The following is a 24,613-nucleotide window of genomic DNA, read 5'->3' as shown; positions in this document are numbered from 1 at the left end:
AGGCACCAGCCGAGGCTAGACGTCTCGGCGTGGCGGGTACGTTCGGAGGCACCACCGACGTGAGGACCCGAGCGTGATCGAGCTGACCAAGGGCCAGGAGCTGGCGCTGACCACCGACGACGGGCGGCCGCGCACCCGCCTGCACGTGGGTCTGGGCTGGGACAAGATCCCCACGGCCGGGATGATGGGCACCGGGGCGCCCGACGTCGACCTGGACGCCTCCGCGGTGCAGTTCGCGGGCGACCAGCTCTTCGACCTGGCCTTCTACAACAACCTGCGCACCCGTGACGGCTCCGTGGTCCACCTCGGCGACAACACGACCGGCTCGGGGGAGGGCGACGACGAGGTGATCACGGTCGACCTCGAGCGCGTCCACGGCCCCGTCGACACGATCATCCTGCTCGTCAGCAGCTACCAGGGCCACAGCCTCACCTGGATCGACCGTGCCTACGTGCGGCTCGTCGACGAGCACGAGGAGGAGTTCGCGCGCTTCCGGATCACCGCCGGCGTGCCCGAGACCGGCATGGTCATGGCCAAGCTCGTGCGCGACGGTGCCGGCTGGGCACTCGTCGCCCTCGGCGACGGCATCGCCGTCAAGCTGCCCACCGAGTCGGTGCAGGCGCTGCGGCCGTACGTCGCACGGTGATGTTTCACCAAGGTATGCAGGGAAGACGTCACTTCCCTCGGTCTGCAGCGCCCGGGAAGTGACACGTCGGCTGCATACCTTGGGGAAACGTCACCGGGGCGGCGGCCCCGTAGTGCAACGAACCCCCGGCCGGTGGCGGGGGGTTCAGTGCAACTGCCGAGCGGTGCGCTCAGGCGTTGGGGCGCTTGCCGTGGTTGGCGGCCTTCTTCTTGCGCGCGCGGCGCTTGCGTCCGGTCTTGCCCATGGTTCCTCCTCGAATCGGGTCGCGACCCGCTGAGGGCCAAGGGTCAGTTTCCCAGACTTCACACCGCAGGAGAAATCCGGCTCAGGAACTTCGCGGAGTCGACCACCACGCGGGTCACCTCGCCGGTGGCCACGACCTTGCCGGGAGCCCCCGACTCGGCGTGGCGAGCGGCGACGGTGAAGCGGTGCAGTCGCCCGTCGACGTACGACGCCGAGGCGCTCACCTCGAGCACCTGCCCCACGGGGCTGGCGCCCGTGTGCTCCAGCGCGACGCGGGTGCCGACGCTGGTCGAGCCCTCGGGCAGCGACGGGTCGATGGCGGCGCACGTGGCCGCCTCCATCCACGCCAGCAGGCGGGGGGTGCCCAGCACCGGGAGGCTGCCGGAGCCGACGGCCTGCGCGGTGTCGGCGTCGGTGACGGTGAAGGTCAGGGCGGCGTCCATGTCAGGGCTCCTCGGGAGTCAGGGGGAGACGGAAGCACAGCAGCTGGACGCCCGGCTCGGGCTGCCAGTCGCGCTCCGGCACCCGCCGGAAGCCCGCGCGCTCGTAGAGGCGGTGCGCGGCGTGCATGTCCTCCAGGCTGCCGAGCACGACCGCGCGGGCGCCGTCGGCGCGGAAGCGCTCGACGGTGAGGTCGAGCAGGGCCCGGCCGACGCCGCGACCGTGCGCGGCGGGGTCGACGGCGAGCATCCGGAACTCACCCTCGCCGGGCTCGGCGCGCTGCGCCCACGTCGAGCCCTCGGGACAGATGGTGACCGAGCCCAGGACGGCGCCCTCTTCCTCGGCTACCCACACCTCGGCGTCGCGGTCGCGGGTGGCGGTGTCGGCCAGGCGCAGCGCGTAGCCGGACCGGGGGCCGTCGTCGCCCAGGAACGGCACGTACGCCGCCACGGTGGCCCGCCCGACCGCGTCGTAGTCGTCGGGCGCCGCCCGTCGCAGCCGCATCAGATCCCGAAGGTGGCGCGCGGGTAGGCGGCGTCGACGTCGGTGATGATGTTGACCAGGTAGGGCACGTTCGCCGCGAAGGCGCGGTCCAGCGCGGCCCCGATCTGGCGCGGGTCGGTGACGGTCTCGCCGCCGCCGCCGAGGGCCTTCACCACCTCGTCGTACGCCGTCCGGGGCGCCAGGTCGGCGACCACGTCGTAGCCGTAGAGCATCTGCATCGGCCCCTTCTCCAGGCCCCACGCGGAGTTGTTGCCCATCACCATGACGACGGGGAGCTGGTGGCGGACGAGGGTGTCGACGTCCATCAGCGAGAAGCCGGCCGCGCCGTCGCCCAGCAGCAGGACCACCTGCGCGGAGGGGCGGGCCAGCCGGGCGGCGATCGCCGCGCCCAGTCCGGCGCCCAGGCAGCCGTACGGGCCCGGGTCGAGCCAGCCGCCGGGGCGCTGGGGCTCGACGAACTTGCCGGCGAAGCTCACGAAGTCGCCGCCGTCGCCGATGACCACCGCGTCCTCGGCCAGCCGCGGCACCAGCTCGCCGTAGATGCGCGCAGGGTGGATCGGGTCGGCCTCGGCGGTGAGCAGCTCCCGGTCGCGCGCGGCGGCGGCCCGGGCGGTGTCCTGGAGGCTGGAGACCCACGACGTCCAGTCGGGCTTGGACCCGCGCTCCAGGGCCGCCTGGAGGAGGTCGAAGACGGAGGTGAGGTCGCCGGAGACCGAGGCGGCGAGCGTCGCGTGCCCGGAGAGCTGGCCGGGGGAGTCGGCGACGTGGACGACCTGGGCGGGCTCCGCGCCGTCCTTGCCGCCGAAGATGCCGTAGCCGAGCCGGAAGTCCAGGGGCGTGCCCACGACGACCACGAGGTCCGCGTCGCCCAGCGCCTGGCCGCGCGCCTTGGTGGCGAGCAACGGGTGGCCGCCGGGGACGATCCCGCGGCCCATGCCGTTGGTGATGACGGGGACGCCGACGTCCTGGACGAAGCGCAGCGCCGCCTCCTCGGCCCGGTCGGCCCAGACGTCCGTGCCGAGGATCAGGACGGGGCGGGAGGCGCCGGCCAGCAGCGCCGCGATGCGGGCGACGGCGTCGCCGTCCGGCTCGGCGCCGCGGGTCGAGGAGCGGGTGGGCGCCGGGCCGGAGGCGGAGCTGAAGAACTCGTCCATCGGGACGTCGACGAAGACCGGGCCGCGGTGCGAGGAGCCGGCCGCGGCGAAGGCGGTGTCCATGCCCCCCAGGATGTCGCCGGCGGTGTGGAGGGTGGTCGCGAGCTTGGAGACCGACTCGACGATCGGCGGCTGGTCCAGCTCCTGCAGGCTGCCGCTGCCCCACCGGTTGGCGGGCGCCCGGCCGCCGACGACGACCATGGGGGACCCGGCGAACTGGGCCTGCGCGATGGCGCTGACGCCGTTGGTCACCCCGGGTCCGGCCGTGAGCACCGCGAGCCCAGGCACGCGCGTCAGCTTGCCGGTGGCCTCGGCCGCGAACGCCGCGGTCTGCTCGTGGCGCACGTCGAGCAGGCGCATCGGCGGATCGGCCTTGACCGCCCCGTCGTACATCGGGAACACGTGGGCGCCCGACAGCGTGAACATGGTCTCCACGCCGTAGGCGCGCGCGACCGCGACGGCGAGCTCGCCGGAGTGTCCCTCGATGTCGCCGGTGGTGGTGCCGTCCGTGGTCTGCTCCTGGGTCATGCCCGCAGGCTACTCAGGATCCAGCACCAGCTCGTTGGTTGACCGCAGCGCGTCGACGAGCAGCAGCATCAGGTCCGCGCGGATCGCGGGAGGGCGCTGGCCGAGCGCGAGCTGGAGGTACAGCGCGCGCAGGAAGGCCTCGGCGTCGCCACTGCGGAGGTAGGGGTCGCGGTCGGGCGACCGCTGGTGGGCGGCGGTCGCGGTGACCGCCTCGAGCCACGGCTCGACCAGGTCGAACGGCACCCGGTTGCGGCGCAGGACGCTCATGGCGGTCCGCGCCAGGCGGTCCGGCTCACCGGCCGTGAGCAGCCGGTCGGCCGGCACGGCCAGCCGCTCGGCGACGACGTCGAGGATGACCACCAGTTCGGCGGCTCCCACGTGCGGGGACCGGGCGAGCGTGCCGAGGGCGTCGGCGCCGTGGGCGACGGCGTGGGCCCAGCCCTTGTCGGGCACGAAGCCACGCAGGTCGCGCTCCTGCAGGACCCAGGTCGCGAGCCGGTCGCCCCAGTCGAGCACCGTGCCGCCGGGCACCAGCGGGCGCTCGTTGTCGCGGGCGATGCACTCGCCCAGGACCAGCGCCGAGAAGCTGCGCCGGAAGACGGTGTCGGTGTCGCGCTCGCCGAGGCCCACGCGCAGGCCCGCCGCCATGCCGTCGCCGAGCCCGCGCAGCAGGTCGTCGTAGACCCCGCGCTCGACCCAGGTGGCCAGGGCGGGGAGCGCGAGACCGTCGCGCAGCCCGGGGTCGACGTCGCCGAGGAGGCGGGTCAGCTCGGCGGTCAGGTCGGCGAGCGGACGGTCGGTGGGGACGGCGAAGTCGTCCTCGTGGACCTGCCTCCAGTACGCCGCCGACATGCCACCCATAGTGCCAAAGCGGGGCCGCTGCGTCGCCCCGGGGTCTCACGGCCCGAGGGCCCTCGGGCCACGCTCTAGGGTGACGGCGTGCCCTCCCTGACCGAGCTCGTGCGCAGCCACACCGACCTCGACGAGGCCGACGTCGCCTGGCTCATGCTGCTCCAGGCCGACTGGCAGATCATCGCCGACCTGTCCTTCGCCGACCTGGTGCTGTGGCTGCCCGACCAGGCCGGCAACGGCTTCTGGGCGGGCGCCCAGATGCGCCCCACGACGGGCCCCACGGCGTACGTCGACGACATCGTCGGGACCTTCGTGCCGGCCGGTCGCCGCGCGATGCTCGACGAGGCGTGGTCGCGCGGTCGTCTGGTGCGCGAGGGCGACCCCGAGTGGCGCGACGACGTGCCCGTGCGGGTCGAGACCATCCCGGTGCGCCGCCAGGACCGGGTGATCGCCGTCATCGCCCGCAACACCAACCTGCTCGGCGTGCGCACCCCGAGCCGGCTCGAGCTGTCCTACCTGCAGACCGCGGCGGACCTGACGCAGATGATCGCCGCGGGTCACTTCCCCTCCGCCGGCCAGCGCAGCGACCACGCCGACTCGCCGCGCGTCGGGGACGGCTTCCTGCGCGTCGACGCGGCGGGGCGGGTCGTCTACGCCAGCCCCAACGCGCTGTCGGTCTACCGCCGGCTCGGGCTGTCCGGTGACCTGGCCGGCCTTGCGCTGAGCGACCTGACGCGCGACCTGGTGCCGCCCCGGCGCCGTCCCGACGAGGAGACGCTGAGCGCGGTGCTCGGCGGCCGCGTGCACCGCGACACCGAGATCGGCACCGACGCGGTGTCGCTGATCGTGCGCGCGATCCCGCTGCGGCCGCAGGGCGAGCACATCGGCGGGCTGATCCTGGTCCGCGACGTCACCGACCTGCGCCGGCGCGACCGGGAGCTCGTGACGAAGGACGCCACGATCCGCGAGATCCACCACCGCGTGAAGAACAACCTGCAGACGGTCGCCGCGCTGCTGCGCCTGCAGGCCCGCCGGATCGACTCCGAGGAGGCGAAGCTCGCGTTGGAGGAGGCGGTGCGCCGGGTCGGCTCCATCGCGATCGTCCACGAGACGCTGAGCCAGGCGGTCGAGGAGAACGTGGAGTTCGACGAGATCGCCGACCGGCTGGGCGCCATGGTCGCCGACGTCGGCTCCCAAGGTGGGCGGGTGCGGGTGCGCCGCGACGGGACCTTCGGCGTCCTGGCCTCCGAGTCGGCCACCGCCCTGGCGATGGTGCTGACGGAGGTCCTGCAGAACGCGGTCGAGCACGGCTACGACGCCGAGGACCTCGACCTCGACGGCACGATCACGGTGACGGTGCGCCGGCTCGTGGGGCGGCTGCACGTGACCGTGGACGACGACGGGCGCGGGCTGCCCGAGGACTTCGACCTGGACGGGTCCTCGAGCCTGGGGCTGTCGATCGTGCGCACGCTCGTCGAGTCGGAGCTGGGCGGTCAGCTGGCGCTGGGCAGGCTCCCGCACGGGTCCGGCACGCGGGCGGAGATCGACGTGCCGGCGGAGTGACGGCGGTCGCTCGGAGGAGCGGGACTCAGGCGGTGCGCACGCGGGAGCGGGCGTTGCGGCGCTTGAGCGCGCGGCGCTCGTCCTCGCTGAGGCCACCCCAGACCCCGTGGTCCTGGCCGGCCTCGATGGCCCACGCGAGGCACTGCTCGCGCACGTCGCACCGACGGCACACCTGCTTGGCCTCCTCTATCTGGAGGATGGCCGGACCGGTGTTGCCGATCGGGAAGAACAGCTCCGGATCCTCGTCGAGGCACGCGGAACGGTGACGCCAATCCATGGGGTGTGGATCTCTCTTTCGCATTGAGTGCAGGCAGGGGCTTTCAAGCCTGCGGGCGCGCGTGTGAACGCAAAAGTGAAGAGTTTCACGAGCGCTCCACCAGACTCCCAACTAAACCGGCACGATTCAAGCCTTTCGGGTGGTCTTGTGGGTCACAGGCACTGCCGCTGGGTGCCCCGTACCCTTCCCGGGTGCCCACCACACCCCTGCCGAACCCGCCTCAGCTCGTCGTCGCCGCCTCGCTGGCGGCGGTCCAGGGCGTCCTGCTGGTGCTGCTGGCCGTGCTCGAGGTCGCCCACGTGTCCGCCGAGCACCTGTCGCTGGGCGTCACGACCAGCGTGTTCTTCGCCGTGTACGGCGCGGCGCTGGTGGGCTGTGCCTGGGCGCTGACGCGCCAGCAGTCGTGGGCGCGGGGGCCGGTGCTGCTGACCCAGCTGATCCAGCTGGGCCTGGCCTGGAACCTGCGCGACTACCCCGGGCTGGCGGTCCCGATGGCCGTCGTCGCGGCGATCGTGATCGCGGGGATCATCCACCCGGCCTCGATGGCGGTCCTCGCCGACGACCCCACCGGGTCCCGGCGCGAGGACTGATGGTCTAGTCCTCCTCCTCCAAGGAGGTCCGCAGCTGGTCGAGCGTGCGGGTGAGGAGGCGCGACACGTGCATCTGCGAGACGCCGATCTCCTCGGCGATCTGCGACTGCGTCATGTTCTTGAAGAAGCGGAGCAGGAGGATCTTCTTCTCCCGCGGGTCGAGCCGGTCCAGCAGCGGCTTGATCGACTCCCGGATCTCGACGTGCTCGAGACCGGCGTCGTCGATGCCGATGGCATCGAGCATCGAGGCGGAGCCGTCGTCGGAGTCGTCGCTGGCGTCCAGCGAGAGGGTGGAGTAGGCGTTGCTGGACTCGATGCCCTCGACGATCTCCTCGACCGTGCAGCCGATGTTCTCGGCCAGCTCGCGCGCGGTGGGGGAGCGACCCAGCGACTGCGTCAGCTCGGCGGAGGCCGCGCCGATCTGCATGCGCAGCTCCTGGAGGCGCCGCGGCACCCGGATGGCCCAGCCCTTGTCGCGGAAGTAGCGCTTGATCTCGCCGATGATCGTGGGCGTGGCGTAGGTGGAGAACTCCACGCCGCGGTCGGAGTCGAAGCGGTCGATCGACTTGATGAGCCCGATGGTGCCCACCTGGACGAGGTCCTCGAACGGCTCGCCGCGGTTGCGGAAGCGACGCGCGCAGTGCTCCACCAGCGGCAGGTGCAGGTGGACCAGCGAGTCCCGCGCACCCTCGCGGGACGCCTGCGGGGCGGTGTCGTCGTGCAGCTCGAGGAACAGCTCGGCGCTGCGTCGGCGGGTCAGCTCGACGCCCGTGGGCGCCTCGCCTTCCGGCGGGACAGGCTCGTCCCGAGAGGTCTGGGGGTCCATGTCAGAGTCCGGGGACCCCGAGCGACGACTGCATCGTCATCGTCACGACGTACCGGCCGCCCTCGGACGTCGCCGTGGCACTGGTGGCCAGCGTGGTGAGCACCTGCCAGGCGAAGCTGTCGTAGTCGGGCTCCGGCGAGGAGGCCGCGGTGACCCCCACCGAGATCGTCAGCTCGCCGGGGGCCAGGTAGAACCGGCAGATCAGGTCGGTGCCCGCGTCGGCCTCCGGCAGCACCAGGGCGGACGCCTCGCCCACGGCGATCCGCAGGTCCTCGATGTCGTCGATGGTGAAGTCCAGGCGGGCGGCCAGTCCGGCGGTGGTGGTGCGCAGGACCGAGGCGTAGGCGCTGTCGGCGGGGAGCCGGAGCTCGACGTCGGCCTGCTCGCGCTGGTGGTCGCCCTGCTGGGGCGTGCCCGTCACCGACATGTGTTTCGTCCTTCGTTGAAGCGAGGCAGGTCGTGGAGGACCCTACTGCGGACAGGGCGTGCACCGGCCGAGGCCGGTCACTCGGCGTGTACCCGGAGCGTGCACGGGACAAACGCCGGACCCCCGAACGCCGCGACGCCGCCCCGGTCCTCACGGACGGGGCGGCGTCGGGTCGGTCGCGCGGCGGGTCGGTGCCCCGCCGAGGACGTCAGGCCTTCTTGGTCTCCCAGAAGATCTCGGCGATCTCGTCGATCTTGGCGAGCAGCTCGTCGGCCTTGCCGGCGTCCAGCTCACCCTTGGTGCCCGAGGCGCCGGCCAGCTTGGTCGCCTCGTTGACCAGGGTGTGCAGCTGCGGGTACTTCTCGAAGTGCGGGGGCTTGAAGTAGTCGGTCCACAGCACCCACAGGTGGTGCTTGACCAGCTCGGAGCGCTGCTCCTTGATCAGGATGGCGCGGGTGCGGAAGTCGGGGTCGTCGTTGTCGGCGACCTTGGCGATGATGGCCTTGATCGACTCGGCCTCGATGCGGGCCTGGGCGGGGTCGTAGACGCCGCAGGGAAGGTCGCAGTGGGCCGAGACCTCGACCGTGGGGGCGAACAGTCGCGCGAGCATGCGTGTCCTCTCGTCGTGGGTGAAGCGTGTGCTTGCGACACTACTCCGCATGGGGAGGCGGTCACGAGGGGCGTTCTGGGGTTGGGCACTGGTCCGCAACGACTCGATGCTGCCGACGCTGCGCCCGGGTGACCGGCTGCTGGTCTCCTACCGCCGGCGGCCATCGGTCGGCGACGTCGTCGTCGCGTCGTTCCCCGACGGGATCCTGGTCGTCAAGCGCGCGGCGGAGCGACGTACGACGGGGTGGTGGCTGCTCAGCGACAACCAGGCGGTCGGCGTCGACTCGCGTCACCGCGGCACGGTCGCCGACGACGACGTGCGGGCCGTGGTGGTGGGGCGGGCCTGGCCGCGTCCCACGCTCCGGCTCTGAGCGACAGCCGCCGCGAGGACGCCCACGCGCCATCTGGGACGCCCCTGGCCGGCCTCTCGCGCTGTGGAAGGATCGCGCCTCGTGGCCACCGCTGACGTCCCCCCGCACCCGCACTCCGGCGACCCGGTCTTCGACCTGCACGTCGGCGGCAAGATGCAGGTCGTCTCGACGACGGCCCTGACCGGCCCCGCCGAGCTGTCCCTGGCCTACACGCCGGGCGTCGCGCTCGTGTGCGAGGCCATCGCCGCCGACCCGACCATGACGCAGCACTACACCTGGGTGCCCAACGTCGTCGCCGTCGTCACCGACGGCACCGCGGTGCTCGGCCTCGGCGACATCGGGCCGTCGGCCGCGATGCCGGTGATGGAGGGCAAGGCGGTGCTCTTCAAGCAGTTCGGCGGCGTCGACGCCGTGCCGATCTGCCTGGACACCACCGACACCGAGGAGATCATCGAGACCGTCGTGCGGCTCGCGCCCAGCTTCGGCGGGATCAACCTCGAGGACATCTCGGCCCCGCGCTGCTTCGAGATCGAGGACCGGCTCAAGGAGCGCCTCGACATCCCCGTCTTCCACGACGACCAGCACGGCACCGCCGTGGTGGCGCTGGCGGCGCTGAAGAACGCGCTGCGGCTCACCGGACGTGAGGCGGCCACGACCCGCGTGGTCATCTCCGGCGCCGGAGCGGCCGGCGTCGCCGTCGCCAAGATCCTGCTGGAGGCCGGCATCGAGGACCTGGCCGTCACCGACCGCAAGGGCGTCCTGCACTCCTCGCGCGGCGACCTGACGCCGGTCAAGCGCGCCCTCGCCGAGCTCACCGCCGACCGCACCGGACGCACCGGCTCGCTGGCCGACGTCCTGGACGGCGCGGACGTCTACATCGGCGTCTCGGGCGGGACCGTGCCGGAGGAGGACGTCGCCCGGATGGCCCCCGAGTCGATCGTGTTCGGCCTGGCGAACCCCCACCCCGAGGTGCACCCCGACGTGGCACGCCGCCACGCGCGGGTCGTCGCCACCGGGCGCTCGGACTTCCCCAACCAGATCAACAACGTCCTGGCGTTCCCGGGCATCTTCCGCGGCGCGTTCGACGTGCACGCGACCGCCATCACCGAGGGCATGAAGCTGGCCGCCGCCGAGGCCATCGCCGACCTGGTCGGCGATGACCTGTCCGAGGACCTGGTGATCCCCTCGCCGTTCGACCCCCGCGTCGGTCCGGCCGTCGCGGCCGCCGTCTCGGCCGCCGCCCGGCGCGACGGCGTCGCCCGCCGGTGAGGGGTTCGCGCATCTGCTGAGGCTGGTGTGACGGGTGGGGCGACAACCGGCACTCAGCGTCGGCAGTTGGTCCCACCCCGGGCCGAGCCAAGCGTGGAAAGGCTCAGCCCGAGCTCGAACTGCCGACGTAGGTGACCGATAGGCGGGCCCGCGCTGTTTGCGGGCGGCGCGGCGAAGCCGCCGCCGCCCGTGCGCCGCCGAAGCAGCCCGGGAGAGGCTCGGAGTCAAGGACGCCCGCAGGGCGCCGCGAAGCGGGCGCCGCCGTAGGCGATCCTTGACGCCGAGACCCGGGCTGCTAGCGCTCGGGCCAACACCAGCCCCAGCAAACAGCGTGGTTTCGAGGCTCGCTGGCGCTCGCACCTCAACCACCGTGGGTTCGGTCGGCGTTCGGCTCACGGGGTCTCGACGGGCGCTCGTCGCTGACGCTCCTCCCTGCTCGACCACCGGGGGGTCGTCGTTTCGGGGCTCGCTGCGCCCGCACCTCGACCACCGGGGTGGGCATCCGGGTCGCGGGGACGTGACGTCAGTAGGGTCGGAGCATGTTCGCCGTCTACGCCGACTCCTTCGCCGCCGCCGACTCCGACGACCCGCTCGCGGGCCTGGTCGTGGGGGAGCGCCCCGAGCCGGAGGTCCCCGCCGGCTGGACCCGGGTCAGGGTCAAGGCGGCCTCGCTGAACCACCACGACCTCTGGTCGCTGCAGGGCGTCGGGCTGCGTGAGGAGGCGCTGCCGATGATCCTCGGCTGCGACGCCGCGGGCCTGGACGAGGACGGCAACGAGGTCGTGGTGCACGCGGTGATCTCCGACCCGTCCTGGCGCGGCGACGAGACCTTCGACCCGAAGCGCTCGCTGCTCTCGGAGCGCCACCAGGGCACGTTCGCGGACACCGTGGTCGTGCCGTCGGCCAACGTCGTGCCGAAGCCGGCCTCGCTGTCGTTCGAGGAGGCGGCCTGCCTGCCGACGTCGTGGCTGACGGCGTACCGGATGCTCTTCACGCGCGGCGACCTCAAGGCCGGCGACACCGTGCTGGTGCAGGGCGCCGGAGGCGGCGTGGCCACCGCGCTGATCATGCTCGGCCGCGCCGCGGGGCTGCGGGTGCTGGCCACGTCGCGCGACGAGGGCAAGCGCTCGCGGGCGCTCGAGCTCGGCGCGCACGACGTGTTCGAGTCCGGCGCCCGGCTGCCGGTCAAGGTGGACGCGGTGATGGAGACCGTGGGCCGCGCGACGTGGTCGCACTCGATCCGGGCGCTGCGCCCCGGCGGGAAGATCGTCATCAGTGGCACCACGTCGGGCCCGAAGCTCGACGACGCCGAGCTGACCCGCATCTTCTTCCTGCAGCTCAGCGTCATCGGATCGACCATGGGCACGCGCGCCGAGCTGGCGTCGCTGGTCTCGATGCTCGACGCCACGGGGGTGCGGCCGCTCGTCGACCGGGCGATCCCCATGACCGAGGCTCGCGACGGCTTCGCCGCCATGAGCGCCGGCGACCTGTTCGGCAAGGTGGTCTTCACCCGATGACCGCCCACCTGGTCACCGGCGCCGGATCGGGCATCGGCGCGGTCCTGGCCGACCGGCTGCACGCCCGCGGCGACCACCTCGTCCTGCTCGCCCGCTCGACCGAGCGCGCCGCCGAGCTCGAGTCGCGCTACGCCGGCAGCACGGTGCTCGTGGTCGACCTCGCCGACCTGGACGCCGTCGCGGAGCTGGACGGGCTGCCCGACGAGCTGGCCTCGGTGCACCACGTCGCCGGCGTCGTCGAGCTGGGTCCGGTCGCGGACCAGGACCCGCGGGCCCTCCGTGAGCAGGTCGACGTCAACCTCCTGGCCCCCGCGCTGCTGACCCGCCGCTGCCTGCCCGCCGTACGGCGCGCGCGGGGGACGTTCGTCTTCGTCAACTCCTCCGCGGGGCTGAGCGCGAGCGCCTCGTGGTCGGCCTACGCCGCTTCGAAGTTCGGGCTGCGCGGCTTCGCCGACTCCCTGCGCGCGGAGGAGGTGGAGCACGGCGTGCGCGTCACGACCGTCTTCCCGAGTCGCACGGCCACGCCGATGCAGGAGAAGGTGCACGAGCAGGAGGGCCGCACCTACGACTCTTCGAGGTGGATATCTCCCGAGACGGTCGTCGACACGATCCTGCACGTGCTCGACATGCCGGGCGACGCCACGATCCCCGAGGTGACCGTCCGGCCGGTCGTCCCGCGGGCGACCTAGGGGCTCAGGGCTTCGAGCGCCAGTTGAGCGCGCCGATCAGCACCATGCGCAGCTGGACGCGGGCGTCCTCCATGATCTGCTTCTCCACCTCGGGGGTCTCGGGGGAGCGGACGACGGCCTCGGCGGTCGCGACCATGGCGGTCACGATCAGCGAGGACAGGATCCGCAGGTCCTCCGGCGACCAGTCCGCCGTCCCGGGGAGGCGGGCGAGGTCGGTGGCGAGCTCCTGCTGGCAGAGCTCGATCTCGCGGTTGATCGCCGTGCGGACGCTCAGCGGGCCCGCCCCGCGCTCGCGGACGATGAACTGGAAGTGCTGGCGCTGGCGCCGCACGTGGTCGACCAGGATGTCGATGGAGGAGTCGATGGTGTAGTCGAACGCCGGGTCGCTGCGGCGTACGTCGAGCAGCATCGCGCGCAGCGACACGAACGACTCGTCGACCAGCGCCAGCCCGAGGTCCTCGATCGAGTCGAAGTGCCGGTAGAACGCGGTCGGGACGATGCCGACCTCCTTGGCCACCTGACGCAGCGACAGGGCGACCAGGGAGCTGTCCTCGCAGAGGGTCAGCGCGGCGTCCAGGATCGCGCGCCGTGTGCGCTCCTTGCGTTCGCCCCGGGTGACGGTCACGCCACCAACCTAACAGTGGACATGTGTGCACTGTCACGGCACGTGCCGTTGGTGGGACGCGCGGGCCGGGTGACAATGGGCGGCATGAGCCAGCGACCGGACCACCTGTCCCACCAGGAGATCGGCAAGGACGCGATCGAGTCCGCCGTCAAGGCCGCCGCCGTCGCGGCCGGCGAGGTGGCGACCATCGTCTCCCGAGCCGTGCAGGAGGTCGCGGGCGCGCTCGGCGCCTTCGCCACCGAGCTGTACGAGATCAAGGACGCGTCCCAGAAGGCCGCCGAGGAGCAGGGCCGCGAGGACCCGCAGGACTAGCGCGACGCGCGGTCCCAGCGGCGCTGCTTGAGCGCCAGGTGGAGGTCCAGCCGGACCAGCCCGTCGCCGAGGTCGGCGTCGAGCACCGTGGCGAGCCGTTCGAGGCGGTAGTAGAGGCTGCTGCGGTGCAGCCGCAGGCGCGCGGCCGTGGCCCGCACGTCGCCGGCGAGGTCGAGGTAGGCCTCCAGCGTCTCCAGCAGCATCAGCCCCGACGTCGCCGCGTCGAGGACGGCGAGGGGGTCCGGGTCCGGTGGGCCGCCGACCGTGTCGAGGCGTCGGTAGACGCCCAGGGCCGACCAGTGGGCGGGGGACGGCACCGAGGGATCGTCCCGTGCGAGGCGCGCCGCGAGCACGGCCTGGCGTACGAGCGCGGCCCCCGCGCCCTCGCCGGGCGCGCCCTGCTCGCTGACGCCGACCGGCGTACCGAGGGGCGCGGCGGCGAGGGCCGCGGCGAGCTCGGCGTCGGAGGAGACGACGACCGGCGGTCGGTCGTCCGCGGTCGCCACGACCCGCGCCCGTGCCCGGGCGCCCCTGCCGGCCCCTCGGTCGGGGACCAGGGCGGCCAGGTCGTCCGCTCCCCGACGGAGGACGGTCAGGTCGCCGTCGTCGAGCGCCCGGGCGTCGTCGACCATCCAGAGCAGGGCGACGCAGCGGCCGCGTGAGCGGACCGGCAGGCAGCGGCGCGCCGACAGCTCGAGGGCCTCGTTGGCGGTCACGCGCTGGAGGGAGTCGGTCGTCGTGTCGACGTGGCGCAGCTGCCACGCGTGGACGTCGGCGGCGACGCTGCGGCGCAGGATGCTCGCGACCCGGGCCCGGTCGCTGTCGTCGCCGCGGATGCTGTGGGCCAGGAGGCTCCCGTCGGGGGCGTCCAGCGTGAGGCTGCGCCCGAGGGCGTCGGCGAGCGCGTCCAGCCGGTCCTGCACGTCTCCCGCGACCACCGCGCCCCCCTCGTCGTTCGTACAACTGTAGGAGAGCCGGGCCGCAGGTCCGTGCACGAGCCCGGTGCGCGGGCGTCGGGTCCGGACCTAGGTTGGCGCGCATGACACGCGCGCTGCAGCACCGCCCCTGGGTCCCGGCCCCCAGCGAGGCCCTCGTCTCCGACATCGCGGAGCGCACGTCGGCCGCGTCGCCGGCCGACCTGCTCTCCGAGCTCGACCACCTCATCGCCGAGAACGACCGCATCCACAACGTGGAGACGCTCAACCTCAACCCTGCGACGAACCTGATGAACCCCCGGGCGGAGGCGATGCTCGCCGCGCGCCTCGGCTCGCGCGCCTCCTTGGGCTACCCGGGCGCTAAGTACGAGACCGGCCTCGAGGCGATCGAGCGCATCGAGGTGCTGGCGGCCGAGCTCGCGGCGGAGGTCTTCGGGGCGTCGTACGCCGAGATCCGGGTGCCGTCGGGCGCGATCGCGAACCTCTACGCCTTCCTGGTGACCTGCGAGCCGGGGGACACGATCATCGCCCCGCCGCCGAGCATCGGCGGCCACGTGACGCACCACGCCGGCGGCTCGGCCGGCATGTACCGGCTGCGCACGGTGTCCGCGCCCGTCGACGCGGCGCGGTTCACCGTCGACGTCGACCGGCTGCGCGACCTGGCGCACGAGACCCGACCGGCGCTCATCACGCTCGGCGCGAGCATGAACCTCTACCCCCACCCGGTGGCGGCGGTGCGCGAGATCGCCGACGAGGTGGGCGCCAAGGTGCTCTTCGACGCCGCGCACGTGTGTGGGCTCGTCGCCGGTGGTGCCTGGCCCAACCCGCTCGCCGAGGGCGCGCACCTGATGACGATGAGCACCTACAAGAGCCTCGGCGGCCCTCCGGGCGGCCTGATCGTGACCAACGAGGCCGACCTCGCGCAGCGCCTCGACGCCGTCGCCTACCCCGGCCTGACCGCCAACTTCGACGCCGGCAAGGCCGCGGCGCTGGCGGCGACGATGGTCGACTGGCAGGCCGCCGGGCCGGCGTACGCCGCGATGATGGTCGAGACCGCGGCCGCGCTGGCCGACGGGCTGGCCGCCGGCGGTGTCCCGGTCTTCGTCGGTGCCGACGGCCACACGCGCTCCCACATGGTCGGCGTCCTCGCCGCGTCGTACGGCGGCGGGCAGGCCGCGGCCCAGCGGCTGCGGCAGGCCAACCTGCTGGCCTGCGGCATCGGGCTGCCCACCGACGAGGTGCCCGGAGACACCAACGGGCTGCGGCTCGGCACGCCGGAGGTCGCCCGGCTCGGCATGACCGGCGCCGACATGGCCGACCTGGCCGGCTTCGTCGCCCGCGGCCTCGACCCCACGGTGGACCCGTCCTCGGTCGGCCCCGAGGTCACCGCCTGGCGTGCGCAGTTCGACGGCGTCCACTTCACCGCGGACCCGCCCGCGTGACGTGACAACCGCGGGCTGACCGTCGGCTCAGCCGAAGGACATGCGGAAGCCCGACATCCGGGCCGAGGCGAGCGGACGCGCACCCGTCAGCCAGCCGAGCGGACCGTCGGGCGCGAAGTCCCAGCGTCCGCGGCACGGCAGGGCCTTGGCTGAGCCCTTCAGGTCCGCGGTCTTCTCGCCGCCGCCCTCGGGAAGCTCGGGCTGCCAGGTGCCGCCCTTGAAGGGCACCCGTACGGCGGCACGGGAGACGTCGGTGAAGCGCGCCGACGCGATCGGGCGCCGCTCGAGGCTCGCGGACCACGAGGTGCGCGAGAGGGGACCGGTGTGCCTGCTCTCGAAGGTGAAGTCGCACAGGTCCTTCGGGATCGCCCACAGCTCCCGCCCGCCGGCGACCGAGGCGGGGGAGTCGACCCAGATGTCGGTGATGGACACCCGACCGCCGTGCGTCTTGCCCGTCGAGCGCGCCACCAGCAGCTCGGAGTAGGTCAGCGGGCTGCCCTCCTCGTAGCTGACGAAGGCGGCGCCGTAGACGCCCGCGGGGCGGGAGGCGTCGACGTCCTCACGCACCTTGAACAGCGTCAGCCACAGCGAGCCGACCATGTGCCAGGGGGCCGCGGGGTAGAGCCGGGTCTCGCCGGTGTGCTCCGTCATGGGTGCACCCTAGGCGACCCGTCGCCGGTGACGCGGTCAGTCGTCGGGGTCGTCGAGGCGCGCCAGCCACGTGGCGAAGCGCTCCACCGCGGTCTCGAACTCCGGGTGGATGTCGGTGAACTCCTGCAGGCGCTCGGCGAGCCACGCCAGGGTGACGTCCTCGTCACCCCGGCGCTTCTCGAGCTCCTCGATGCCACGGTCCGTGAAGTACATCGACGACCCGTCAGGCGAAGGCCCTGTCGAGCAGGTCCTTCTGCTCGGCGGCGTGGCGCTTGACGGTGCCGACGGACGGCGAGCTGGACGCCTCGCGGGTCACGGGGACCACGTGGGCGTCGACCTCGTGCCACACGTTGAGCGCGTAGTGCGGCCACGGGCCCATGTTGCTCGGCTCGTCCTGCACCCAGCGCACCTCCTTGAGGTGGGGGTAGCGCGCGATCTCGGCCTTGATCTCGTCGACGGGACGCGGGTAGAGCTGCTCGACCCGCGCGATCGCGAAGCGCTCGTTGTTCTCGCGCTTGGCCCGGTCGACCATGAGGTCCCACGTGACGCGGCCCGAGCACAGCAGCAGGGTGTCGACCTTCTCCGGGTCGGCGGCGTCGTCGCCGATGAACGGGCGGAACGTCCCGCTGGTGAAGTCGGACGGCTGCGAGGCCGCCTCCTTGCGCTTGAGCATCGACTTCGGCGTGAAGACGATCAGTGGGCGGTGCCGCTCACCGAGCGAGTGCCTGCGCAGCAGGTGGAAGTACGACGCCGGCGTGGACGGCTGGGCCACCACGAACGCGTCGTCGGCCGCCATCGTCATGAAGCGCTCGATGCGGGCCGAGGAGTGGTCGGGGCCCTGGCCCTCGTAGCCGTGGGGCAGCAGCAGCACCACGCCCGACTCCTGGCGCCACTTGGTCTCGCCCGAGGAGATGAACTCGTCGATGACCGTCTGGGCGCCGTTGACGAAGTCGCCGAACTGAGCCTCCCACAGCACCAGCGCCTCGGGGCGCGCGACGGAGTAGCCGTACTCGAAGCCGAGGGCGGCGTACTCGGAGAGCAGCGAGTCGTAGACGTAGAAGCGGCCCTGGTCCTCGGTCAGCGAGGAGAGCGGGGTCCACTCGTCGGCGTTCTTGCGGTCGATGATCGTCGCGAAGCGGGACACGAACGTGCCGCGCCGCGAGTCCTGTCCGGCCAGCCGGACCGGCCGCCCGTCCATGAGCAGCGCGCCGAACGCGAGGATCTCGCCGGTGCCCCAGTCGATGGGGCCCTCGGTGATCGCGGTGGCGCGGCGCTGCAGCTGCGGCATCACCTTGGGGTGCACGGTGAAGCCGTCGGGCGGCGTGACGTAGGCGTCGGCGATGCGCTTGAGCGCCTCCATCGGGATGGCGGTCCCGGTCTCGCCGGCCGGCTTGTCCGGGTAGTCGGGCACGGTCGTCCACTCCGAGGGCTGGCTGCTGGCCTCGCGCACCTCGGTGAAGACGCGCTCCAGCTGCTGCTGGTAGTCGCGCAGGACCTGCTCGGCCTCCTCGATCGTGATGTCGCCACGACCGATCAGGGACTCGGTGTAGAGCTTGCGGACCGACCGCTTCTGCTCGATCAGGTCGTACATGAGGGGCTGCGTGTACGACGGGTCGTCGCCCTCGTTGTGACCGCGGCGGCGGTAGCAGACGAGGTCGATGACGACGTCCTTGTTGAAGGCCTGGCGGTACTCGAAGGCGAGCCGGGCGACCCGGATGCACGCCTCCGGGTCGTCGCCGTTGACGTGGAAGATCGGCGCCTGGACCATCCGCGCGACGTCGGTGCAGTAGAGCGAGGAGCGCGACGAGCCGGGGGAGGTGGTGAACCCGACCTGGTTGTTGACGACCAGGTGGATCGTGCCGCCGGTGCGGTAGCCGCGCAGCTGGCTGAGGTTGAGCGTCTCGGCGACGACGCCCTGGCCCGCGAAGGCCGCGTCGCCGTGGACGAGCAGCGGCAGCACGGGGTAGGCCGCGCCGCGGTCGAGCACGTCCTGCTTGGCGCGCGCGATGCCCTCGAGCACCGGGTCGACGGCCTCGAGGTGAGAGGGGTTGGCCGCGACGGAGACCTTGATGGTGGCACCGCCACCGGACTCGAACTCGCCCTCGGCGCCGAGGTGGTACTTCACGTCGCCGGAGCCCTGGACCGTGCGCGGGTCGATGTTGCCCTCGAACTCGCGGAAGATCTGGGAGTACTTCTTGCCGACGATGTTGGCCAGCACGTTGAGGCGGCCGCGGTGGGCCATCCCGATCGTGACCTCGTCGAGGTCGGCCTCGGCCGCGGCCTCGCAGATCTCGTCGAGGACCGGGACCGTGGTCTCGCCGCCCTCGAGGCTGAAGCGCTTCTGACCGACGAACTTGGTCTGCAGGAACGTCTCGAACGCCTCGGCCTGGTTGAGCTTGAGCATGATCCGCAGCTGCTCCTCGCGGGGCGGCTTCGTGTGCGGCTGCTCCACGCGCTCCTGGATCCAGCGGCGCTGCTCGGGGTCCATGATGTGCATGTACTCGATGCCGGTGGTGCGGCAGTAGGAGTCACGCAGGATGCCGAGGATCTGGCGCAGCTTCATGAAGCGGCGACCCTCGCCCCCGAAGGAGCCCGTGGCGAACTCGCGGTCGAGGTCCCACAGGGTCAGCCCGTGCGACTCGATCTCGAGGTCGGGGTGGCTGCGCTGGCGGTACTCGAGCGGGTCGGTGTCGGCCATCATGTGGCCGCGCACGCGGTAGGCATGGATCAGCTCGAGGATCCGGGCCTGCTTGCTGATCTCGTCGTCGTGGGACGTCGAGATGTCCTTGCCCCAGCGGATCGGCTCGTAGGGGATCCGCAGCGAGCGGAAGATGTCGTCGTAGAAGTCGTCCTCGCCGAGCAGCAGCTGGTGCATGCGCTTGAGGAACTCGCCCGACTGGGCGCCCTGGATGACCCGGTGGTCGTAGGTCGAGGTCAGGGTCATGACCTTGCTGATGCCGTTGCGGGCGATCGCCTCGTCCGAGGCCCCCTGCCACTCGGCCGGGAACTCCATCGCGCCGACGCCGATGATCGCGCCCTGCCCGGCCATCAGTCGCGGCACGGAGTGGACGGTGCCGATGCCGCCGGGGTTGGTCAGCGAGATCGAGGTGCCCTGGAAGTCGGTGACGGCGAGCTTGTTGTCGCGCGCCTTGCGCACGACCTCCTCGTAGGCGGTCCAGAACGCCGCGAAGTCCATCGTCTCCGTGGCCTTGATGCTGGGCACGAGCAGCTGACGGGAGCCGTCGGGCTTCGGGACGTCGATGGCGAGACCGAGGTTGATGTGGGCGGGGGTGATCAGGTTGGGCTTGCCGTCGCGGGTCTCGAAGCCGCTGTTCATCTCCGGCATGGAGCGCACCGCGCGCACCAGCGCGTAGCCGATGAGGTGCGTGAAGGAGACCTTGCCGCCGCGGGCGCGGGCGAGGTGGTTGTTGATGACGGTGCGGTTGTCCCAGAGGAGCTTGACCGGGACCGAGCGCACGGACGTGGCGGTCGGGACGGTGAGCGAGGCGTCCATGTTGGCGGCGGTGCGGGCCGGCGCGCCGCGCAGCACGGTGTACGTCGGCTCGTCGCTGGCCGCGGCGGGCGCGGTGGGGCGCGACTCCTTGGGCATCGGCTCGCTGGTGCCCTTGGCGGGCTCGGCGGCCTTGGAGTCGGGACGCGGCTTGGCGACCGGGGCCGGCTTGGACTCGCCACCCTTGTCGGCCGGCTTGTCAGCGGGCTTCTCGGCCGGCTTCTTCGCAGGCGCGGCCTGCTGGTCCTTCGGCTCGTCGGAGGGCTGGCGCGGAGCGGGCGCCGAGGGCTTCTCCGCGGCGGGCTTCGCCGGGGCCTTCGTCGCGGCGCCGTTGCTGGCGCCGTTCGCCGGGGCGCCGGCGCCGTTGCTCTTGAAGTAGTCGGCCCACGTGGGGTCGACCGACCCCGGATCCGCGGTGTATCGCTCCCTCATCTCCTCGACGAGCCACTCGTTCGCCCCCAGGGACGACGAGGGCTGGGGGGAGCTGCCTGAGGACTGGTTGCCTGACGACTGCGGCACGACTTGCTTCGCCTCTTCCGATGAGCGGGCGGGGATGTGGGTGCCCTCAAGGCTAGACCCACTGGCCAGCAAATACCCGACCGAGGCCTGCCATTCGGGCAGGCTGGGACACGTTCTACCGTCGTGGCGCCTTCCCGAGCCCCGACACCGACCCGAGAGGACCCGTCTCGACCATGGTCACACCTCGACCCCGTGCCCACCGGAGGGTCACCAGCAGGGCCGCCAGGAGCGTCTCCGCGGTGGCCGTCGCCCTCGCGCTGACCGCCTCGGTGAGCGCGTGCTCCGGCGACGACGAGCCGGAGGCGGACCCGACTCCGGCCTCGAGCCCGGCTCCCGAGGCCGCGGCGCCCCTCGAGACGACCGCCCGCCTCGGCACCGTCGTCGGCAGGCTGGGCCGACCCGAGCGGGCCCGGCTGCAGGAGACGGTCACCGGCGTGGTCGACGCCTGGATCGACGCCGCCTACCTCGGCGACTTCCCGCGGACCGACTTCGCCGGCGCCTACCCCGGCTTCACCAAGGGTGCCGCCGCCGACGCCCGCGCGGACGCGCGGCTGATGAGCAACCAGCAGGTCGGGTCCCGCGTCGACGACGTCGTCGCCGTACGCCGCCAGGTCGTCGTCGACGCCCTGGCCACCCGGAAGCGGGCCGTCGCCGTCACCGCGCGCTTCGTGCTGGCCATGGACCTCGAGGGCGACGTGCAGCGCACCGACCGCGTCCGCGGGCGCCTCTTCCTCACCCGGGCCGACGGTGCCTGGAAGGTCGTCGGCTACGACGTCGACAGGGGAGTGGTCCGATGAGGCGCCTCGTCCGCACGCTGACCCTCGGCCTGGTGCTGGTGGTGGCGGCCCTGGTCGTCCCCAACTCCACGGTGGCCGCCACCCAGGCGGCGCTGGTGAAGGTCGACCGGGCCCAGGGCATCGACTACGGCGACGTCATCTGGATCCTGGCCGTCGGCTCCGACGCGCGACCGGGCGAGGACATGCTGCGCACCCGCGGCGACGCCCTCCAGCTGATCGGCCTTGACACGAAGACCGGAGCGGCCACGACCATCGGCATCCCGCGCGACTCCTACGTGCCGATCCCAGGCCGGGGATCGGACCGCGTCAACGCCGCCCTCTACTACGGCGGGCCCCAGCTCCTGGGCAGGACGGTCGGCGACCTCGTCGGCATCCAGCCGGAGTACGTCTTCGTCACCCGCTTCCCGTTCTTCGAGGACATGGTCGACGAGATCGGCGGGATCCACGTGCGCAACCCGCGCTTCTTCTCCGACTCCAACCTGAAGTCCAACGGCTTCAAGGCCGGGCGCATCCACCTCGACGGCTACGGCGCGATGGCGTTCGCCCGCATCCGCAAGACGCTGCCCGGCGGTGACTTCGACCGCTCCGCCAACCAGCAGCGGGTCCTGCGCGGCATCCACGGCACCATCCGCAAGAACGCCCGTCGTCCCGGCTTCATCGAGCGTGGCGTCCTCACGGCGATGAAGCACCTCCACACCGACCTCCCACCCTCCGAGCTCTTCCGCCTCGCCCAGGCCGTCGCCCAGGTCGACCCCCGCAAGATCACCTCCTGCGTCGTCCAGGGCGGCATCGGCGACGTCGGCGGCGCCAGCGTCGTCCTCCCCTACGTCGACCAGGCCCGCCGCTACGGCGACCAGGCCCGCAAGGACGCCACCATCGACAAGTGCTGACAGGTCGGTGGTTGAGGTGCGAGCGCAGCGAGCCTCGAAACCACCCCGCCACCACGGTGGTTGAGGTGCGAGCGAAGCGAGCCTCGAAACCACATCGCCGCACCCATCCGGTGGTCGAGCAGTGAGGAGCGTCAGCGACGAGCGGCCGTCGAGACCCCCGCACCTCTGGCTGTCTCCTCGGGGCCGGACTGGGGTGCCGCGCGCGTAGCCGGTCGCGTCTCCGCGTCAAGGATCGCCTGCGGCGCCCGCTTCGCGGCGGCTTCGCCGTCCTTGACCCGGAGCCTCTCTCGACCGGCTTGACGGCGCACGGGGCGGACACGGCTTCGCCGCGCCGCCCGCGCAATGCGCGGCACCCTCCGCTGGTGAGGTTATCGGGGCTGCTGTGACTGGTGGTGCCACGAACGGCACTCAGCGTCGGCAGTTGGTCACCACACCAGGCCCGCCAAGCGTGGAGACGTCGGCGTCAGGCGCGAACTGCCGACGTAGGTGACCGATAGGCAGGCCCCGGGCTGCTAGCGCGCGGGCCACACCCGAGCCACGCAAGAGACCCAGATTCGATGCCGATAAGTGTGTGCCCCCGGCAGGATTCGAACCTGCGGCACCTGGTACCGGAAACCAGTGCTCTATCCCCTGAGCTACGGAGGCGTCGCCCCGCGAGCGAGGCGGCGCCCACCCTACAACCGACGGGCCCCGTCACTGCACTCGGCCTCCGGGTCCCACCGCAGATATCGATGCGGGGAGGCGCGCCCTGCGCCGATAGGCTTCCGGGGTGACTCCTGAGCAGCTGTCCTCCGCGATCGTCGACGTGCTGACGACGCTGTCCACCGAGGGTGCGATCACCCTCCCGGACGGCGTCCCGACGACGGTGACGGTGGAGCGACCCCGGCAGAAGGGGCACGGCGACTACGCCACGAACGTCGCGATGCAGCTGGGCAAGAAGGCCGGGATGAACCCGCGTGCGTTCGCCGAGCTGGTGGCCCAGCGGCTGACGGAGGTCGACGGGGTCGGCGGCGTCGAGATCGCCGGACCGGGCTTCCTCAACATCAGCGTCGAGGCCGGCGCACAGGGTCAGGTGGCCCTCGACGTCCTCGCCGCCGGCGACCTCTACGGGCACAACGAGACGCTCGCCGGACAGCGCATCAACGTCGAGTTCATCTCCGCCAACCCCACCGGGCCGCTGCACCTCGGCCACACCCGGTGGGCGGCGGTGGGCGACGCCCTGGCCCGGGTGCTGGCGGCGGCCGGCGCCCAGGTCGACCGCGAGTTCTACATCAACGACCGCGGCAACCAGATGGACCTGTTCGGGGCCTCCCTGGAGGCCGCCGCGCTCGGACAGCCGATCCCCGAGGGCGGCTACCAGGGCGGCTACGTCGTCGACCTGGCCCAGCGCCTGGTCGCCGCCGACCCGCACCTGGTGGAGCTGCCGGAGGGGGAGCGCCTCGTCGCGTTCCGCGAGGCCGGGTACGCCGCCCAGCTGACCGAGCAGCAGGAGCAGCTGCGCACCTTCCGCACCGAGTTCGAGACCTGGTTCTCCGAGCGCTCGCTGCACGACAGCGAGTCGGTCGCCGACACCCTGCGCTCGCTGACCGAGAAGGGCCACGTCTTCGAGGCCGACGGTGCCGTGTGGATGCGCACGACCGACTTCGGCGACGACAAGGACCGGGTGCTCATCCGGTCCAACGGCGAGCTCACCTACTTCGCGAGCGACACGGCGTACTACCTGAACAAGCGGGCGCGCGGCTTCGACCTGTGCGTCTACCTGCTGGGCGCCGACCACCACGGCTACGTCGGGCGGCTGCGGGCCATGGCCGCGTGCGCGGGAGACGACCCCGAGGCCAACATCCAGGTACTGATCGGCCAGCTGGTGAAGATCATGAAGGACGGCGAGGAGATGAAGCTCTCCAAGCGTGCCGGCACCATGGTCACGCTGGAGGAGCTCACCGACGAGATCGGCGTCGACGCGCTGCGCTACACCCTGGGGCGCTACCCGGCCGACTCGCCGCTCACCCTCGACGTCGCGCTGATGACCAAGCAGTCCAGCGACAACCCGGTCTTCTACGTCCAGTACGTCCACGCGCGCGTGGCCTCGATCCTGCGCAACGCCGCCGACCTGGGCCTGGAGCCCGGCACGGAGATGGGGCTGCTCACCCACGAGAAGGAGGGCGAGCTGCTGCGCGCCCTCGCCGAGCTCCCACGCGTGGTGGCGAGCGCCGCCGAGCTGCGCGAGCCGCACCGGGTGGCGCGCTACCTCGAGGACACCGCGGGCATCTACCACCGCTTCTACGACAGCTGCCGGGTGCTGCCCATGGGCGACGAGGAGCCCAACGAGCTGCACCGCGCACGGCTGGCGCTGGTCGCCGCCACGCGGGTCGTGTTCGCCAACGGTCTCGCGCTGCTGGGCGTCTCGGCGCCCGAGCGGATGTGA

26 protein-coding genes and 1 tRNA gene are annotated in these 24,613 nt (G+C 72.4%); 12 read left to right on the top strand and 15 right to left on the bottom strand.

The window, feature by feature from the left end:
* Positions 1-73: 73 nt before the first annotated feature.
* Positions 74-646 carry a TerD family protein gene (locus IRQ30_RS05000; protein ID WP_193611910.1) on the top strand — a complete coding sequence of 191 codons (573 nt, stop codon included), beginning with the start codon at positions 74-76 and terminating at the stop codon, positions 644-646.
* A 169-nt stretch (positions 647-815) separates the two neighbouring features.
* Here the strand turns inward: IRQ30_RS05000 and IRQ30_RS24345 are convergent, their stop codons facing one another.
* The 5 genes from IRQ30_RS24345 to IRQ30_RS04980 are packed head-to-tail and all read right to left on the bottom strand — an operon-like array spanning position 816 to position 4,368.
* A complete protein-coding gene (locus IRQ30_RS24345) occupies positions 816-890 on the bottom strand; it encodes a 50S ribosomal protein bL37 (RefSeq protein ID WP_371863162.1) in 75 nt (24 codons plus the stop codon).
* Between the two features lie 58 nt (positions 891-948).
* The gene (locus IRQ30_RS04995) at positions 949-1,332 is read right to left on the bottom strand and encodes a thioesterase family protein (RefSeq protein WP_193611909.1); all 384 of its coding nucleotides are present in this window, start codon (positions 1,330-1,332) and stop codon (positions 949-951) included.
* Position 1,333: 1 nt separating this feature from the next.
* Complete coding sequence (locus tag IRQ30_RS04990) at positions 1,334-1,834, bottom strand: GNAT family N-acetyltransferase (RefSeq protein WP_193611908.1); 501 nt, start codon at positions 1,832-1,834, stop codon at positions 1,334-1,336.
* A complete protein-coding gene (locus IRQ30_RS04985) occupies positions 1,834-3,516 on the bottom strand; it encodes an acetolactate synthase (protein WP_193611907.1) in 1,683 nt (560 codons plus the stop codon). The genes IRQ30_RS04990 and IRQ30_RS04985 overlap by 1 nt, the downstream gene beginning before the upstream one ends.
* Positions 3,517-3,525: 9 nt before the next feature.
* Positions 3,526-4,368: a DUF2785 domain-containing protein gene (locus IRQ30_RS04980; RefSeq protein ID WP_193611906.1), complete on the bottom strand. Its 843-nt coding sequence runs from the start codon at positions 4,366-4,368 to the stop codon at positions 3,526-3,528.
* Between the two features lie 87 nt (positions 4,369-4,455).
* Between IRQ30_RS04980 and IRQ30_RS04975 the strand changes: the two genes are divergently transcribed.
* Positions 4,456-5,931, top strand: a complete 1,476-nt coding sequence (locus IRQ30_RS04975) for a histidine kinase N-terminal domain-containing protein (RefSeq protein ID WP_193611905.1) — start codon at positions 4,456-4,458, stop codon at positions 5,929-5,931.
* Between the two features lie 25 nt (positions 5,932-5,956).
* Here IRQ30_RS04975 and IRQ30_RS04970 read toward each other — a convergent pair whose 3' ends face one another.
* The gene (locus IRQ30_RS04970; RefSeq protein WP_091026397.1) at positions 5,957-6,208 is read right to left on the bottom strand and encodes a WhiB family transcriptional regulator; all 252 of its coding nucleotides are present in this window, start codon (positions 6,206-6,208) and stop codon (positions 5,957-5,959) included.
* A gap of 191 nt (positions 6,209-6,399) precedes the next feature.
* Here IRQ30_RS04970 and IRQ30_RS04965 point away from each other — a divergent pair, with 191 nt between their 5' ends.
* On the top strand, positions 6,400-6,798 hold the full coding sequence (locus tag IRQ30_RS04965) for a hypothetical protein (protein WP_193611904.1): 399 nt from the start codon (positions 6,400-6,402) through the stop codon (positions 6,796-6,798).
* A 4-nt stretch (positions 6,799-6,802) separates the two neighbouring features.
* Here the strand turns inward: IRQ30_RS04965 and IRQ30_RS04960 are convergent, their stop codons facing one another.
* From IRQ30_RS04960 to sodN, 3 genes are all read right to left on the bottom strand, one after another.
* Positions 6,803-7,624 (bottom strand): RNA polymerase sigma factor SigF, encoded by an 822-nt coding sequence (locus IRQ30_RS04960; protein WP_193611903.1) that lies wholly within the window; start codon positions 7,622-7,624, stop codon positions 6,803-6,805.
* Position 7,625: 1 nt separating this feature from the next.
* A complete protein-coding gene (locus IRQ30_RS04955) occupies positions 7,626-8,051 on the bottom strand; it encodes an ATP-binding protein (protein ID WP_193607445.1) in 426 nt (141 codons plus the stop codon).
* 208 nt (positions 8,052-8,259) lie between these two features.
* Positions 8,260-8,661 carry a superoxide dismutase, Ni gene (gene sodN / locus IRQ30_RS04950; RefSeq protein ID WP_193607446.1) on the bottom strand — a complete coding sequence of 134 codons (402 nt, stop codon included), beginning with the start codon at positions 8,659-8,661 and terminating at the stop codon, positions 8,260-8,262.
* On the opposite strand from sodN, the gene IRQ30_RS04945 reads away from it, so the two are divergent.
* The 4 genes from IRQ30_RS04945 (at position 8,660) to IRQ30_RS04930 (ending at position 12,506) form a co-directional block, all read left to right on the top strand.
* Positions 8,660-9,031 (top strand): S26 family signal peptidase, encoded by a 372-nt coding sequence (locus tag IRQ30_RS04945; protein WP_227466990.1) that lies wholly within the window; start codon positions 8,660-8,662, stop codon positions 9,029-9,031. The two genes, sodN and IRQ30_RS04945, sit on opposite strands and share 2 nt — an antisense overlap.
* Before the next feature lie 153 nt (positions 9,032-9,184).
* Positions 9,185-10,300 carry an NAD(P)-dependent malic enzyme gene (locus IRQ30_RS04940; protein ID WP_193612022.1) on the top strand — a complete coding sequence of 372 codons (1,116 nt, stop codon included), beginning with the start codon at positions 9,185-9,187 and terminating at the stop codon, positions 10,298-10,300.
* A 539-nt stretch (positions 10,301-10,839) separates the two neighbouring features.
* Complete coding sequence (locus tag IRQ30_RS04935; protein ID WP_193611901.1) at positions 10,840-11,817, top strand: zinc-binding dehydrogenase; 978 nt, start codon at positions 10,840-10,842, stop codon at positions 11,815-11,817.
* Positions 11,814-12,506, top strand: a complete 693-nt coding sequence (locus IRQ30_RS04930; RefSeq protein WP_193611900.1) for an SDR family oxidoreductase — start codon at positions 11,814-11,816, stop codon at positions 12,504-12,506. The genes IRQ30_RS04935 and IRQ30_RS04930 overlap by 4 nt, the downstream gene beginning before the upstream one ends.
* 4 nt (positions 12,507-12,510) lie before the next feature.
* On the opposite strand, the gene IRQ30_RS04925 is transcribed toward IRQ30_RS04930, so the two are convergent.
* A complete protein-coding gene (locus IRQ30_RS04925) occupies positions 12,511-13,131 on the bottom strand; it encodes a TetR family transcriptional regulator (RefSeq protein WP_193607450.1) in 621 nt (206 codons plus the stop codon).
* An 84-nt stretch (positions 13,132-13,215) separates the two neighbouring features.
* Between IRQ30_RS04925 and IRQ30_RS04920 the strand changes: the two genes are divergently transcribed.
* Complete coding sequence (locus IRQ30_RS04920) at positions 13,216-13,443, top strand: hypothetical protein (RefSeq protein ID WP_193611899.1); 228 nt, start codon at positions 13,216-13,218, stop codon at positions 13,441-13,443.
* Here the strand turns inward: IRQ30_RS04920 and IRQ30_RS24095 are convergent.
* Complete coding sequence (locus tag IRQ30_RS24095) at positions 13,440-14,381, bottom strand: helix-turn-helix domain-containing protein (protein WP_193611898.1); 942 nt, start codon at positions 14,379-14,381, stop codon at positions 13,440-13,442. The two genes, IRQ30_RS04920 and IRQ30_RS24095, sit on opposite strands and share 4 nt — an antisense overlap.
* A 101-nt stretch (positions 14,382-14,482) precedes the next feature.
* Between IRQ30_RS24095 and IRQ30_RS04910 the strand changes: the two genes are divergently transcribed.
* On the top strand, positions 14,483-15,820 hold the full coding sequence (locus tag IRQ30_RS04910) for a serine hydroxymethyltransferase (RefSeq protein ID WP_193611897.1): 1,338 nt from the start codon (positions 14,483-14,485) through the stop codon (positions 15,818-15,820).
* A 27-nt stretch (positions 15,821-15,847) separates the two neighbouring features.
* Here IRQ30_RS04910 and IRQ30_RS04905 read toward each other — a convergent pair whose 3' ends face one another.
* Genes IRQ30_RS04905 through IRQ30_RS04895 form a run of 3 tightly spaced genes read right to left on the bottom strand, consistent with a single transcriptional unit; the run spans position 15,848 to position 20,414 of the window.
* The gene (locus IRQ30_RS04905; protein WP_193611896.1) at positions 15,848-16,471 is read right to left on the bottom strand and encodes an acetoacetate decarboxylase family protein; all 624 of its coding nucleotides are present in this window, start codon (positions 16,469-16,471) and stop codon (positions 15,848-15,850) included.
* 36 nt (positions 16,472-16,507) lie between these two features.
* On the bottom strand, positions 16,508-16,684 hold the full coding sequence (locus IRQ30_RS04900) for a DUF6104 family protein (protein WP_167736176.1): 177 nt from the start codon (positions 16,682-16,684) through the stop codon (positions 16,508-16,510).
* Positions 16,685-16,694: 10 nt separating this feature from the next.
* Complete coding sequence (locus IRQ30_RS04895; RefSeq protein WP_420827594.1) at positions 16,695-20,414, bottom strand: multifunctional oxoglutarate decarboxylase/oxoglutarate dehydrogenase thiamine pyrophosphate-binding subunit/dihydrolipoyllysine-residue succinyltransferase subunit; 3,720 nt, start codon at positions 20,412-20,414, stop codon at positions 16,695-16,697.
* A gap of 326 nt (positions 20,415-20,740) precedes the next feature.
* On the opposite strand from IRQ30_RS04895, the gene IRQ30_RS04890 reads away from it, so the two are divergent.
* Both IRQ30_RS04890 and IRQ30_RS04885 read left to right on the top strand, forming a co-directional pair.
* Positions 20,741-21,298: a hypothetical protein gene (locus IRQ30_RS04890; RefSeq protein WP_193611894.1), complete on the top strand. Its 558-nt coding sequence runs from the start codon at positions 20,741-20,743 to the stop codon at positions 21,296-21,298.
* Positions 21,295-22,188, top strand: coding sequence for an LCP family protein (locus IRQ30_RS04885; RefSeq protein WP_193611893.1), 894 nt, complete (start codon positions 21,295-21,297; stop codon positions 22,186-22,188). Before IRQ30_RS04890 ends, IRQ30_RS04885 begins: the two co-directional genes overlap by 4 nt.
* Before the next feature lie 572 nt (positions 22,189-22,760).
* On the opposite strand, the gene IRQ30_RS04880 is transcribed toward IRQ30_RS04885, so the two are convergent.
* A tRNA-Arg gene (locus IRQ30_RS04880) sits at positions 22,761-22,833 on the bottom strand.
* Between the two features lie 124 nt (positions 22,834-22,957).
* Here IRQ30_RS04880 and argS point away from each other — a divergent pair.
* On the top strand, positions 22,958-24,613 hold the full coding sequence (gene argS / locus IRQ30_RS04875; protein WP_193611892.1) for an arginine--tRNA ligase: 1,656 nt from the start codon (positions 22,958-22,960) through the stop codon (positions 24,611-24,613).

It is taken from the genome of Nocardioides lijunqiniae, assembly GCF_015024225.1.
Lineage (GTDB): Bacteria > Actinomycetota > Actinomycetes > Propionibacteriales > Nocardioidaceae > Nocardioides > Nocardioides lijunqiniae.
Note: the sequence above shows the minus strand (reverse complement) of the source record. Positions and strands in the feature narration are given on the sequence as shown.

Bases quoted from the DNA above. Each gene is read 5' to 3' on its own strand.
- IRQ30_RS04995 (WP_193611909.1), bottom strand. From the start codon at position 1,332: ATGGACGCCGCCCTGACCTTCACCGTCACCGACGCCGACACCGCGCAG.
- IRQ30_RS04990 (WP_193611908.1), bottom strand. From the start codon at position 1,834: ATGCGGCTGCGACGGGCGGCGCCCGACGACTACGACGCGGTCGGGCGG.
- IRQ30_RS04985 (WP_193611907.1), bottom strand. From the start codon at position 3,516: ATGACCCAGGAGCAGACCACGGACGGCACCACCACCGGCGACATCGAG.
- IRQ30_RS04980 (WP_193611906.1), bottom strand. From the start codon at position 4,368: ATGTCGGCGGCGTACTGGAGGCAGGTCCACGAGGACGACTTCGCCGTC.
- IRQ30_RS04970 (WP_091026397.1), bottom strand. From the start codon at position 6,208: ATGGATTGGCGTCACCGTTCCGCGTGCCTCGACGAGGATCCGGAGCTG.
- IRQ30_RS04960 (WP_193611903.1), bottom strand. From the start codon at position 7,624: ATGGACCCCCAGACCTCTCGGGACGAGCCTGTCCCGCCGGAAGGCGAG.
- IRQ30_RS04955 (WP_193607445.1), bottom strand. From the start codon at position 8,051: ATGTCGGTGACGGGCACGCCCCAGCAGGGCGACCACCAGCGCGAGCAG.
- IRQ30_RS04945 (WP_227466990.1), top strand. From the start codon at position 8,660: ATGCGTGTCCTCTCGTCGTGGGTGAAGCGTGTGCTTGCGACACTACTC.
- sodN (WP_193607446.1), bottom strand. From the start codon at position 8,661: ATGCTCGCGCGACTGTTCGCCCCCACGGTCGAGGTCTCGGCCCACTGC.
- IRQ30_RS04940 (WP_193612022.1), top strand. From the start codon at position 9,185: ATGCAGGTCGTCTCGACGACGGCCCTGACCGGCCCCGCCGAGCTGTCC.
- IRQ30_RS04935 (WP_193611901.1), top strand. From the start codon at position 10,840: ATGTTCGCCGTCTACGCCGACTCCTTCGCCGCCGCCGACTCCGACGAC.
- IRQ30_RS04930 (WP_193611900.1), top strand. From the start codon at position 11,814: ATGACCGCCCACCTGGTCACCGGCGCCGGATCGGGCATCGGCGCGGTC.
- IRQ30_RS04920 (WP_193611899.1), top strand. From the start codon at position 13,216: ATGAGCCAGCGACCGGACCACCTGTCCCACCAGGAGATCGGCAAGGAC.
- IRQ30_RS04910 (WP_193611897.1), top strand. From the start codon at position 14,483: ATGACACGCGCGCTGCAGCACCGCCCCTGGGTCCCGGCCCCCAGCGAG.
- IRQ30_RS04905 (WP_193611896.1), bottom strand. From the start codon at position 16,471: ATGACGGAGCACACCGGCGAGACCCGGCTCTACCCCGCGGCCCCCTGG.
- IRQ30_RS04900 (WP_167736176.1), bottom strand. From the start codon at position 16,684: ATGTACTTCACGGACCGTGGCATCGAGGAGCTCGAGAAGCGCCGGGGT.
- IRQ30_RS04895 (WP_420827594.1), bottom strand. From the start codon at position 20,414: ATGAGGGAGCGATACACCGCGGATCCGGGGTCGGTCGACCCCACGTGG.
- IRQ30_RS04885 (WP_193611893.1), top strand. From the start codon at position 21,295: ATGAGGCGCCTCGTCCGCACGCTGACCCTCGGCCTGGTGCTGGTGGTG.